We start from the raw sequence: 11,466 nt of genomic DNA on the forward strand, positions 1-11,466 counted from the left end.
CCCCCTCATCTCAGGAATAAGCGCACTTGCGCTTATTCCGAAGGAGCCCGCGAGAAGCGGGCGTCTCGAAGGATGTAGGCCACAGACGGGGCCTCATGGTTCTCCCGGCGATGCGAAGCATCGTCCGGAGACGCGCAGAGCCTGCCATCGGGCCGAGCTACTCGCGTTCCGCGCTCCTCACCATGAGGGGCTTATGCCGGGACATGCGACGGGGCCTGGGCTATAGGGGCGGGAAATCTTCTCTCTCGCAAACGGACCCGCCCATGCCCCCTTCCCCGCAAAAGATCGCTCTCATCACCGGCGCCGCGCGCGGCATCGGGCTTGCGACGGCCAAACGCTTTCTCGCCGAGGGCTGGCAGGTGGCGCTGCTCGACATCGAAGGCGAATTGCTGCGCGGCGCGGTCACCGGCCTCGCCGACCCCGACAATACGCTGGCGCTGCATTGCGACGTCTCCGACACCCAGGCGGTGACGAACGCCGTGGCGGCCGTGAGCGAGCGTTTCGGCCGGCTCGACGCGCTGGTCAACAATGCCGGGATCGCGGTGTTCGCGCCGCTGCTCGACACCTCGGATGACGACTGGAACCGCATCCTGCAGGTCAACCTCACCGGCCCGTTTCTGTGCGTCAAGGCGGCGGCGCCATTGATGCGGGAACATGGCGGTGGCGCGATCGTCAACGTCACGTCGATCTCGGCGGTACGCGCCTCCACGCTGCGTTCGGCCTACGGCACCAGCAAGGCCGGGCTCGCGCATCTGACCAAACAGCTCGCGGTCGAATTGGCCTCGCTCGGCATTCGCGTCAACGCCGTGGCGCCCGGCCCGGTCGAGACCGCGATGGCAAAACAGGTCCACACGCCGGAAATCCGCGCCGACTATCACGACGCCATTCCGCTCAACCGCTATGGCCTCGAGGAGGAACTGGCGGAAGCGATCTTCTTCTTGTGCAGCGATCGCGCGAGCTACATCACCGGCCAGATCCTCGCCGTCGACGGCGGTTTTGATGCTGCCGGCATCGGTCTACCGACGCTGCGCGGCCAGCGGCGGAACGGGTAGTTCCTCCGTGGCTGTGTTGCTTGGAGTGCGGATCAGAGCCCAGTACGAATGACCTTGGCTGGCGGCCCGTCATTGCTGGATCGAGGAGGCAGGTCATTGTTCAGCGCGCCGCGATGCAGCAACACTGTCCTTTCCAGTGGAACATCCGCTCGCATACTCGGCGTTCCCAGTGCGAACGCCGTCACGAGCAATAAAATGCCCGCACAGATAATGCTGAGGAAAAAATGATCCATGTGGTCCACAACGATGGGCTGCACTGTTCGTTCCGCTGGGCTGCGGCAATTTCGATAGAGCAGCGCTGCGCTTCTCGGCGACCGTAAGTTGGTAGAGGTGAAGGCCCGGTTCCGCGTTCGCCACGGTGGACACCGTCGCTTTGGATACTGCTGGCGCGCGCCGCACTCGCCTGCCACGCCGGGATGGGCAACCTTCACCGGGGCCGGGGTCTCTGACGCGGACGCTTGACCAAACCTTGCCACATGTCCCTGCGTAACTGGGCCGGGGGCAGTGCTGACGGAGGAGCTGCACATGGGAATGGCGGTCATCAAGCTCATCGTTGTCGCCGCCGCGCTGTTGGCGGCAATCATGCCGGTGCGGGCCGAGATTCGCATTCTCGCCAGTCCCGGCGGACAGGTCGGGCCGTTTCTCGAACTGTTCGATCGCGTGCGCGAGTCCGGGGAGCGGGTGGTGATCGACGGGCCATGCCTGTCGGCCTGCACGCTGGTGCTGATGACGATACCGGCCGAGCGCATCTGCGTGACGCGCCGGGCAGTGCTCGGATTCCACGCCGCGCGCTCGATCGACGGCCGCGGCCGGATCTATGCCGAGCCGGAAGCCTCGCGCGCGGTACAGGCAGCCTATCCCGACCGGGTGCGGGACTGGATCAGCAGGCACGGTGGACTGACGTCGCGGCTGTTGCTGCTGCGCGGGCGTGACCTGGCGGCGATCTATCCAAGGTGCAGATGATTCTGTAGATTTTGTGGGGTGGGCAAAGGCGCTCTTGCGCCGTGCCCACCATCTTCGTTGTGCGCGAATGGTGGGCACGCTGACGCTTTGCCCACCCTACGGCGCCGTTGCCAGACCTCATCCTGAGGAGCGCGCATCGCGCGCGTCTCGAAGGATGAATGGCACCAGCGGGGCCGCATGGTTCGAGACGGCGCTGGCGCGCCTCCTCACCATGAGGGTCAGTTACATATCTTCCTTCGGGCAGTTGACCATCCAGGGAATGCCGAACCTGTCGACGCACATGCCGAAACCGTTGGAGAAGAAGGTCTTGCCGAACGGCATCCTGATCGTGCCGCCTTCAGCGAGCGCATTGAAGCGGCGTTCGGCGTCGGCGGGATCTTCGACCGCCAGCGCAACCGACATGCCCTGCGGCTGATGGTAATCGCCGGGCGTCGCGTCGGAGGCCATCAGCACTTCGCCGTCGATGGTGATGCGGGCATGCATGATCTTGGTTTTCCAGTCCGCTGGGACCGGCATGTCGGCGGGCCCCTCGCCATACGGCATCTTCGCTTCGATCTGGGCGCCCAATACCTTCTGATAATGGTTCAGCGCCTCTTCGCAATTACCGTTGTAGAACAGATAGGGATTGACCTGCATGTGGGCCTCCTTGGGTTGTCGATCAGTCTTGACGTCGGTGGCGTTCCCCGGATGCGGTGCAGCGCGTTAGCGATGCGCTGCTGATCCGGGGTCCATCGCTGGGTCCCGGCTCTGCGTCGCATCACCATAGCGTGTCGAAGACGCGCGTAAACGCGCTTCTGCGTGCTGCGCCGCGTCCGGGACACGATAGTGTCGTGACAGTGTCGTCACACTCATTTCTCGGTGAGCGTTTTCAGATTGGCGAGACCAGCTTCGAAATCCCTGCCGATCATGCGATCCAGGTTCATGAAAACTTGGATCAACCTGGACATGAAGTTCGCCGGACCATGCATCAGCCATGTGACATGGGTGCCATCGCCCTGCGGCAGCATTGTGAACTCGGCGGTGTTGTGGCCTTCGAACGGCTTGAAGAAATCGAGCTTGATGACGATTTTCGACGGCGCCGCGGCCTCGAGAATTTCCATGCGGCCGGAACCGACATTCTTGTCGCCGTCCCAGGCATAGACGGCGCCCTTGCCGCGCTCCGCACCGCTATAGGTTCGCTTCATCGCCGGGTCCTTCTCTTCGTAGGGCGACCAGCTCCGCCACTGCTGAAAGTCGGAGATCAGCGGAAATATCCTTTCCGCCGGCGCCTTGATGCTGATCGCGCGCTGTACCCGTAACGTATTCGCCTTGGTCGCGGCGAGAATGAGCACGATGGCGACGGCAGTCGCCAATATGGCGGCGATAACGGTAATGACTTCCAGCATGTCGAGCTCCGTGAACAATCGGTTGAAGCTAATCAGCGGCGAAGGGGGATCAAGCTGCGCAGATTCTTGTCGCGCAGCCACAGCCCGCCCCACAGCATCAGGCCGAGATAGAGCCCGAACAGCGTGTGCGTAAGCAGGGGGCTATCGATCCGCACATGCGAGGCGATCGCGCCGCCGAGATAGCCGGTGAGCAGGATCGCCCCGAGAATCGAGGTCGGCGGAATAGCGTAGAGCACGGTGCAGATGATGGTAATGGCGCCGAGACCGCGCATCAGCGCGTCGCTCGAACCGTAACCCATTCGGTCCATGGTTTCCGTGACGACCGGCCACGGCACCAGCTTGATGGCGCCGTCGATCATCAGGAACAGGATGACGAGGCCGGAGAGAATGCGGCCCATCCAGCGTGCCGGATTTGAGACAGGCGCGGTCTCGGCGATGACGGTCATGATCGGTCCCCGTTGTCTTGAATGGCTGCTCGGATTCAAGACGAATGAGGAAGGTGGAAACCGACAGGTCGGGTGAAATTTTTTGCGACAGCTTCCCTTCTCCCCTTGTGGGAGAAGGTGGCGCGAAGCGCCGGATGAGGGGTTCTCTCCGCGGAGGCAGACCCCTCATCCGGCTCGCTGTCGCTTCGCGCCAGCGATCCACCTTCTCCCACAAGGGGAGAAGGCAAGAGCCTACTTCCCGGCCTTCTTGCCGCGGGGCTGGCTGTCGCGCTGGAGGCGGTCGAGGTGCATGCGGATGTGGGCGGCTTCGGCCGAGGTGTTGGCGAGCGCAATGGCGCGGTCGAAGGCCACGCGGGCCTCGTCGTTGCGGCCGAGTTGCATCAGGAAGGCGCCGCGCACGCCGAAGAAATGAAAATAGTTCGACAGCCGTGCCGATAAGGGCTCGATCATGTCGAGCGCGGCTTCCGGCCCTTTCACCTTGGACACCGCGACTGCGCGGTTCAAGGTCACCACCGGCGACGGCTGCATGATCTCCAGCGCGCCATAGAGCAGGTCGATCTGGGTCCAGTCGGTATCCTCGGGCTTCTCGGCGCGGGCATGCAGCGCCGCGATCGCGGCCTGGACCTGATAGGACCCGCTGCGGCGATGGCGCATCGCCTTGTCGATCAAGGCCAGCCCCTCGGCGATCAGAGCCTTATTCCATTTCGAACGGTCCTGGTCATCGAGCAGAATCACGGCGCCATCGGCATCGAACCGCGCATCAGCCCGCGCATGCTGCAGCAGCAACAGCGCGGTCAGCCCCATGATCTCGGGCTCGCTCTGGAACAGCCGCAGCAGCAGCCGCGCCAGGCGAATGGCCTCCTCGCACAAGGGCGCGCGAATCTCGGCGGTGTCGCCAGAGGCCGAGTAGCCCTCGTTAAAGATCAGGTAGATCATGGCGGCGACGGAGGCGAGGCGCTCGGAGCGCTCCGCTGCGCCCGGCGTTTCGAACGGCACGTTGGCATCGGCGACGCGCGCCTTCGCGCGGGTGATGCGCTGCTCCATCGCGGCTTCCGAGACCAGGAAAGCGCGCGCGATCTGTTTCACAGTGAGACCCGAGACGATGCGCAGCGCAAGCGCGATCTGCTGCGTCGCCGGTAGATCCGGATGGCAGCAGATGAACAACAGCCGCAGGATGTCGTCGCGGTAATGCGAGCCGTCGAGCCGCTCGGCAAGCTCCTCCTCGGCGTCGTCGAGGTCGGAGATCGCCTCATCCTCGGGCAGCGCCGTCTGCTTCTTGCCGCGCCTGATGTCGTCGATCGCTACATTGCGCCCGACCATGATCAGCCACGCCGCCGGATCGCGCGGCGGGCCGTTTTGCGGCCAGCTCTTCAGCGCGCGCAGACAGGCGTTCTGAAAGGCTTCCTCGGCGGTATCGAGGTTACGGAAATAGCGCAGCAACGCGCCGACCGCCTGGGGGCGAGCCGAAGTCAGTGCGGCATCGATCCAGGCGGTATCGGTCATGGCTGCACGCTCCCCGCCGTAAAGTGGCCGACGGGCCGGATCTCGTAGGCGCCGCCGGGATTGGCCGCGCCGAGATCGCGGGCGACGCCGAGCGCCTCGTCGAGGTCCTTGCAGTCGACGAGATAGAAGCCGAGCAATTGTTCCTTGGTTTCGGCATAGGGGCCGTCCAACACCAGCGGCGGATCGTCCTTGCGCAGCGTGGTCGCCGCCGTGGTCGGCAACAGCCGCGCGACAGGACCGAGCCGGCCCTGTTTGGTCAGTTTGTCCTGCACAACGGACAATTTCTTCATGACCGCGGCGTCCTGTTCCTTGGTCCAGGAACCGACGGTGTCTTCATCGTGATAGCAAAGAATGGCGTACAGCATGAGGCTCAGGCATCTCCGTTGTCTTGATGACGAACGATTATGCCCGGAGCCGACAGGCGCGTCGAAGAAATTTTGAAAAATGCCCTGCCTGCCGTCAGGGACCTACAATCGGCGGCGGTGGTGGATTGAAATGCCTGTAGGCGTGAATGGCCGCCGTGGAACAAAGGCTGCACACTCCGAGAATGACAACGATGCACCTGAGCATTTTCATCTGGCGGTCTCGACCCTGATTGACCATGCAAGGTCTCCCCTGTCGGATGAAAGGAGGCTAGAGAAACACCTCGGTCCGCGATGTGAGGCGGGTCACGCCAGGTTGGCGACGCGAAAGGGATGGCAATGACGAAGGGTGCGCTTGCGCTGCTGGTGCATGGCGGGACCGAAAACTGGTCGCCGCCGCGCTGGAAGAGCCGGTTCGATGAGGTTTGCGAGGGGCGCTCCGTGCTGCTGTTGCCGGATGCGTCGTTCGATCCGGCGGAGGTGCATTACGCCGCGGTGTGGAAGCCGCATCCAGGCGAGCTCGCCGCCTTCCCCAACTTGCGCGTCATCTTCAATCTCGGCGCGGGCGTCGACGCGCTGATGGCCGACCGCTCATTGCCCGAGGTGCCGCTGGTGCGCGTCGCGGTCGACGATCTCACCGCGCGGATGACCGAATATGCCGTGCTGCATGTCCTAATGCACCACCGGCAGGAGCCATATTTGCGCGAGTCGCAGCGCGAAAAGCGCTGGGCGCCGAAATCGCAATGGGCCGCGAGCGCAATCTCCGTCGGCGTCTTGGGGCTCGGCACGCTCGGTGCTGACGCGGCCGATGTGCTCAAGCGCCTGGGCTTTCGTGTCGCAGGCTGGAGCCGCAGCCCGCGAACGATCGAGGGCATCGAATGCTTTCACGGCGCAGCGCAGCTCGAGACATTCCTGCGGCGGACCGACATTCTGGTATGCCTCCTGCCGCTGACGCCGGAGACGCGGCACATTCTCAATCGCGGGCTGTTTGAGAAACTGAATCGCACGAGCCCGCTAGGCGCGCCGGTCGTGATCAACGCCGGCCGCGGCGGCCTGCAGAACGAGGCCGACATCCTGCAATGTCTCGATGACGGCACGCTCGGCGGCGCCTCGCTCGACGTCTACGCCACCGAGCCATTGCCCGCGGACAGCCGGTTCTGGACCCACCCGAAAGTGGTTCTTACTCCGCACAACGCCGCCGATACCGATCCCGACGAGATATCGAAATATGTCGCGCAGCAGATCGCGCGGTTTGAGGAAGGCGGCGCGCTGGAGAATGTGGTGGACCGTAAGCGGGGATATTGACGCCCTATCGTCGTCCCTGCGAACGCAGAGACCCATACGCCGCGGCCCGCGGAAGTGGCACAAGGCGAGACGGCTTTGCTTCAACAACGAAGCGCAGTGGTTAAGGGCCCCTGCGTCCGCAGGGGCGACGGATAGAGTGTCGGCCCGATCCCGATCAATCAGGTCGCTAAGATCCCGCCACTCAAAGTCCCTGCGTTCGCAGGGGCGACGGAGAGTTATTTCGCCGCCCCGACCATCACGTCGATCGCACCGTTGACGATCGCCTCCAGTTCCTTGCGCGGCACCTGAGCGCGGGCGCGGATGGCGATGGTATGAATGGTGGCGGAGGCAAGTTGCGCCAGCACGGTCGCGTCGGCGCGCACCGGTAGCTCGCCCTTTTCCTGGGCGAGCCGGAAACAGGCGGCAAAAGCCTTGTCGAGCTCGGCAAGACCTTCCAGCACCATCGCGCGGATATCGGGGTCATGCACCGCCTCGGAGGCTGCGGTCATCACCGTGAAGCAGCCGCGCGGACCGGATTCGCCGGACAGATAGATGTCGAGCGCCACCGCGTAGATGCGTTCGAGGCGTGTTCGGATCGGCAGCTCATTCCGGAAGATGTCCCCCATCGCGACCCGCGCGTCGTCGCGATAGCGCCGGTAGCTCTTGATGAAGAGTTCGCGCTTGTCGCCGAACGCGCCATAGAGGCTCGGCCGGTTCATGCCGGTGGCGGCGGAGAGGTCGTCGAGCGAGGTGGCCGCAAAACCGTCCTTGCGAAACAGGTCAAGCGCCTTGCCTAGCGCCACGCCTGGCTCATAGGCGCGCGGGCGGCCCCGCCGCTTGGGCTGGACGGGGGCGTCGATCCGGGGGACAGGGGGCCTCTTCCTTTTTTGTACCATTTCGCAAATAATTCCTTGACCACGCCTATATTATGCGGAACAGTATAAAAATCAATCCTGCCCGCCTTGAACGCCGGCTGATTGATCAACCGCCAAGGAGGCAAATCATGGACCTGTATTTCTCGCCGCTCGCCTGCTCACTGGCAACCCGGATCGCGCTGTACGAAGCCGGCGCTGAGGCCAATTATCTCGAAGTCGATCCCAAGACTAAGGTGGTGCAGAAGGACGGCTCGGATTTTCGCACCGTCAACCCGCTCGGGCTGGTGCCGACGCTACGCACCGACGACGGGACCGTGCTGACGGAGAACGCGGCGATCCTGCAATATGTCGCCGACCGCTTTCCGGGCGCCGGCATCTCGGCCAACTCCGCTGAGGAGCGCAGCCGCCTGCATCAATGGCTGTGCTTCATCGGCACCGAACTGCACAAGGCGCTGTTCGTGCCGCTCCTCGACAAGACGGCGCCGCAGGACGCAAAGACTTATGCACTGAACAAGAATATGTCGCGGCTCGACTATCTCGAGAACTACCTGAAGGGCCGCGAATTCCTGCTCGATCACTTCAGCGTCGCGGATGCCTATCTTGTCACCATCATCAACTGGACGATGGCGACGCCGCCGATCGAACTGGCGAAGTGGCCGGCAGTGAAGGCCTATCACGAGCGGCTGCGCGCCCGCCCGAGCATTGCGAAGGCGGTCGCCGAAGAGTTCGAACTCTACAAGGCCGAACTCGCGCGGCATAAGGCGGCGGCGTAAGACGCCCTCTCTCAACACGTCGTCCCCGCCTTGTGCGCAATTGCGCACTTGGCGCGGGGACCCATAACCACCGGAGTCAGTGAGGGCATCGTCTCTCACCGCGAACAACTCGAAAGGCCGCGGCGTATGGGTCCCAGCTTTCGCAGGGACGACCTCGTTCTGGCAGCCGTCACGCCGGCGGCGCCAGCAACCGCGCCGTCAGATCGCTCAACGCACGACGAAAAATCTTGGCGTCGCCGCGCGCCCGTGCCAGCACCAGCGCGCCCTGAATGGTGAGGAGCGCATCCTCGGCGCGCCGCTGCGCCTGGCTGTTCGTGAGCCCGGATCGCCGCAACAGCGACGCCAGCGCCGTTTGCCAGCGCGCGAAATAGCCATCGACCGCTTCGGCAAAACTGTCGCGCGCCGAGCCGAGCGCCACCATCCCGACCAGGCAGACGCGATCGCCCGAGTGGAAATATTGATCGACGCCAGCGATCATCGCAGCGATGGCGCGCGCGGGATCGTCGGCGGTGCGCAAGGGCGCGAAGATATGGCGTTCGAACCAGCCGTCGATCTCGGCCAGCACCTCGGCGGCCATCTGCTCCTTGCCGCCGGGGAACAGATGATAGAGGCTGCCCTTGCCGAGGCCTGTGGCCTCCGTGATCAGCGTCAGCGAGGCGCCCTCGTAGCCATGCGCGCGAAACACCTCGCCGAGTGCGCGCAGGACCTCTCCACGTTCGAGACCTCTTTTCAGCATCTGATCATAGCGGGTTCTCGCTTAGCCCCGCGACATCCGCCGGGCGCGGACCTGGCGCCGGCCAATGGAAGCGACGCTCGCTTTCCTTGATGGCGATATCGTTGATGCTGGCCTCGCGCCGCCGCATCAGGCCATGTTCGTCGAACTCCCACTGCTCGTTGCCGTAGGAGCGATGCCACTGCCCGGCACCGTCGTGCCACTCATACTGGAAGCGCACGGCAATACGGTTCTGATCGAACGCCCAGAGATCCTTGATCAGGCGGTAGTCATGCTCCTTCGCCCATTTGCGGGTGAGGAATTCGACGATCGACTCGCGGCCTTCAAAGAACTCGGCGCGGTTCCGCCAGCGGCTGTCCTCGGTATAGGCCAGCGATACCCGGACCGGATCGCGCGAATTCCAGGCGTCTTCGGCCATGCGCGCCTTTTGGGCTGCGGTTTCGCGGGTGAAGGGCGGCAGCGGCGGACGCGACATGAGGTTTCTCCAGGTTAGCGCCGGAAGATTGTACCGATCGGTACAGAGAGTCAATCGGAAAAGATTATTCCGGCGCCAGATCGGCCTTCATCAACAGCCGCAGCGATTTCGGGATCGGCTGCGCCCGTCCCTCGCTGATGAAGGCAACGCGCACCTGCGCCTTGACGAGGACATCCTCGCCTCGCCGCACCTCCTGTGCGAGCGTGATGGAAGCGCCCTTTACCGCGATAGGCCATGTCACGACGTCGAGCAGGTCGTCCATCCGCGCCGGCCGCAGAAAATCGAGCTGCATCGAGCGCACCACGAAGGCAAAGCCCGGCGTCTCCTCCTGCGCCTGCTCGAACAGCGCATGCTGCGACGCGCCCATCAGCCGCAGATGATTGGTGCGGCCGCGCTCCATGAAACGCAGGTAGTTGGCGTGGTAGACGATACCGGAGAAATCGGTGTCCTCGTAATAGACACGGACCTGCATATGATGGCGGCCGTCGCGGATCTCGCCGTCGAGGGGTAATGTCACTTGCGGTTCCTGATCGCGCTGGAAAGCCTGCTTTTGCGCAAAATCGGCGCGGCGCGCAAGCGCTGCGAGGAACGCTACGCCACCGCCGGCCGCCCCGCCCCTAGCGTCACCAGCACGATTTCCGGCGGCACCCCGAGCCGGAACGGCATGATGCTGCAGCCGAGGCCGCCGGAGACGACGACGTTGCAGTTCATCTTGACGTGGCCGTAGGCGAGCTGTTGGCCGGACGGCGAGATCGGTGACCAGCCCAGCATTCGCACCTGGCCGCCATGGGTGTGCCCGGAGAGCTGCAGCGCAACGCGCGCTGGCACGCGCCGCGCGACATCAGGCTCGTGCGCCATCAGAACCACGGGCGCGTCGTCGGTGATCTTCGCCAGCGTCGCGCCGAGATCGTCGACGCCGATCCGCTTGAGCGGTCTGAAGCGGCGCGCCGGCACATAGGCGAGTTGGTCACCGAGACCGGCGAGCCAGAACGAGTGACCATTTTTGCTGAGCTTCTTTGCGTCGTTTTCGTACACCGGGATACCGACCGCTTCCAGCGCACGTCCCGCGCTCGGTAGCCCCTGCCCGTTGCGCTGCACTTCCTTGTCTTCCCACCAGTCGTGATTGCCGAGCACCGCATGCACGCCGAGCGGCGCCTTCAATCCGGCCAACGCTCCCGCCCATTCGGCGTCGGGAATGAAGCGCGTCACCTTGCGATGCCCGGCCACGTAGTCGCCGAGCATGACGACGATGTCAGGCTTCAGCGCATTGGTGCGTTCGACGATCTCACCGATATGATCGAGCGACATCCAGGGATCGCAGGCGTGGAGGTCGGCGATGGCGGCGATCCTGAGATTGAGACCGGCCGGCCATTGCGGCGGCGAGATATTGTACCGCTCGACGCGAAGCCGGACGACCGGCGCGCTGAAACCGTAAGCGGTGGTCGAGGCGCCCAGCGCGCCCAGGCCACCCATGGACTTCAAGAAATGACGGCGTGTTAACATGTGATCCAATCGTGATGCAGCGCCAACGTGGTGGCGGATTGGGCCCGAATTGGGGTACGTTTGTGCAGAACGTTAGCAGACCTCCAGCAGCTTCTCACCAGCGATTCTGCCG

General features: G+C 64.0%; 15 protein-coding genes. 4 read left to right on the plus strand and 11 right to left on the minus strand.

Features of this window, described 5'->3' with window-relative positions; genetic code table 11:
- The first annotated feature begins 263 nt into the window (after positions 1–263).
- Entirely contained in the window at positions 264–1,052 is a 789-nt protein-coding gene (locus YUO_RS0121940) for an SDR family NAD(P)-dependent oxidoreductase (protein ID WP_028349203.1), read from the plus strand.
- Positions 1,053–1,084: 32 nt separating this feature from the next.
- Here YUO_RS0121940 and YUO_RS0121945 read toward each other — a convergent pair whose 3' ends face one another.
- Entirely contained in the window at positions 1,085–1,309 is a 225-nt protein-coding gene (locus YUO_RS0121945; protein ID WP_028349204.1) for a hypothetical protein, read from the minus strand.
- Positions 1,310–1,577: 268 nt separating this feature from the next.
- Between YUO_RS0121945 and YUO_RS0121950 the strand changes: the two genes are divergently transcribed.
- Positions 1,578–2,015 carry a hypothetical protein gene (locus YUO_RS0121950; RefSeq protein ID WP_028349205.1) on the plus strand — a complete coding sequence of 146 codons (438 nt, stop codon included), beginning with the start codon at positions 1,578–1,580 and terminating at the stop codon, positions 2,013–2,015.
- Between the two features lie 222 nt (positions 2,016–2,237).
- Here YUO_RS0121950 and YUO_RS0121955 read toward each other — a convergent pair whose 3' ends face one another.
- The 5 genes from YUO_RS0121955 to YUO_RS0121975 all read right to left on the minus strand — a co-directional run bounded on the left by YUO_RS0121955 (position 2,238) and on the right by YUO_RS0121975 (position 5,714).
- Complete coding sequence (locus tag YUO_RS0121955) at positions 2,238–2,651, minus strand: VOC family protein (protein ID WP_028349206.1); 414 nt, start codon at positions 2,649–2,651, stop codon at positions 2,238–2,240.
- A gap of 212 nt (positions 2,652–2,863) precedes the next feature.
- Positions 2,864–3,400: an SRPBCC family protein gene (locus tag YUO_RS0121960; RefSeq protein ID WP_028349207.1), complete on the minus strand. Its 537-nt coding sequence runs from the start codon at positions 3,398–3,400 to the stop codon at positions 2,864–2,866.
- Positions 3,401–3,432: 32 nt separating this feature from the next.
- On the minus strand, positions 3,433–3,846 hold the full coding sequence (locus YUO_RS0121965) for a DoxX family protein (RefSeq protein WP_028349208.1): 414 nt from the start codon (positions 3,844–3,846) through the stop codon (positions 3,433–3,435).
- A 231-nt stretch (positions 3,847–4,077) separates the two neighbouring features.
- Positions 4,078–5,349 (minus strand): RNA polymerase sigma factor, encoded by a 1,272-nt coding sequence (locus YUO_RS0121970; protein WP_028349209.1) that lies wholly within the window; start codon positions 5,347–5,349, stop codon positions 4,078–4,080.
- Entirely contained in the window at positions 5,346–5,714 is a 369-nt protein-coding gene (locus YUO_RS0121975) for a YciI family protein (protein WP_028349210.1), read from the minus strand. The genes YUO_RS0121970 and YUO_RS0121975 overlap by 4 nt, the downstream gene beginning before the upstream one ends.
- Positions 5,715–6,050: 336 nt before the next feature.
- On the opposite strand from YUO_RS0121975, the gene YUO_RS0121980 reads away from it, so the two are divergent.
- A complete protein-coding gene (locus tag YUO_RS0121980) occupies positions 6,051–7,016 on the plus strand; it encodes a 2-hydroxyacid dehydrogenase (RefSeq protein ID WP_028349211.1) in 966 nt (321 codons plus the stop codon).
- Between the two features lie 215 nt (positions 7,017–7,231).
- Here the strand turns inward: YUO_RS0121980 and YUO_RS0121985 are convergent, their stop codons facing one another.
- Entirely contained in the window at positions 7,232–7,891 is a 660-nt protein-coding gene (locus YUO_RS0121985) for a TetR/AcrR family transcriptional regulator (RefSeq protein WP_028349212.1), read from the minus strand.
- A 107-nt stretch (positions 7,892–7,998) separates the two neighbouring features.
- On the opposite strand from YUO_RS0121985, the gene YUO_RS0121990 reads away from it, so the two are divergent.
- The gene (locus tag YUO_RS0121990; RefSeq protein WP_028349213.1) at positions 7,999–8,643 is read left to right on the plus strand and encodes a glutathione binding-like protein; all 645 of its coding nucleotides are present in this window, start codon (positions 7,999–8,001) and stop codon (positions 8,641–8,643) included.
- A 169-nt stretch (positions 8,644–8,812) separates the two neighbouring features.
- On the opposite strand, the gene YUO_RS0121995 is transcribed toward YUO_RS0121990, so the two are convergent.
- The 4 genes from YUO_RS0121995 to YUO_RS0122010 all read right to left on the minus strand — a co-directional run bounded on the left by YUO_RS0121995 (position 8,813) and on the right by YUO_RS0122010 (position 11,354).
- Positions 8,813–9,379: a TetR/AcrR family transcriptional regulator gene (locus YUO_RS0121995; protein WP_028349214.1), complete on the minus strand. Its 567-nt coding sequence runs from the start codon at positions 9,377–9,379 to the stop codon at positions 8,813–8,815.
- A gap of 4 nt (positions 9,380–9,383) precedes the next feature.
- Positions 9,384–9,851, minus strand: a complete 468-nt coding sequence (locus YUO_RS0122000) for a nuclear transport factor 2 family protein (protein WP_028349215.1) — start codon at positions 9,849–9,851, stop codon at positions 9,384–9,386.
- A gap of 64 nt (positions 9,852–9,915) precedes the next feature.
- Entirely contained in the window at positions 9,916–10,323 is a 408-nt protein-coding gene (ybgC, locus tag YUO_RS0122005) for a tol-pal system-associated acyl-CoA thioesterase (RefSeq protein WP_051379592.1), read from the minus strand.
- Between the two features lie 119 nt (positions 10,324–10,442).
- On the minus strand, positions 10,443–11,354 hold the full coding sequence (locus YUO_RS0122010; RefSeq protein ID WP_028349217.1) for a metallophosphoesterase: 912 nt from the start codon (positions 11,352–11,354) through the stop codon (positions 10,443–10,445).
- Between the last annotated feature and the right edge of the window lie 112 nt (positions 11,355–11,466).

The organism is Bradyrhizobium murdochi (genome assembly GCF_000472965.1).
GTDB lineage: Bacteria > Pseudomonadota > Alphaproteobacteria > Rhizobiales > Xanthobacteraceae > Bradyrhizobium > Bradyrhizobium murdochi.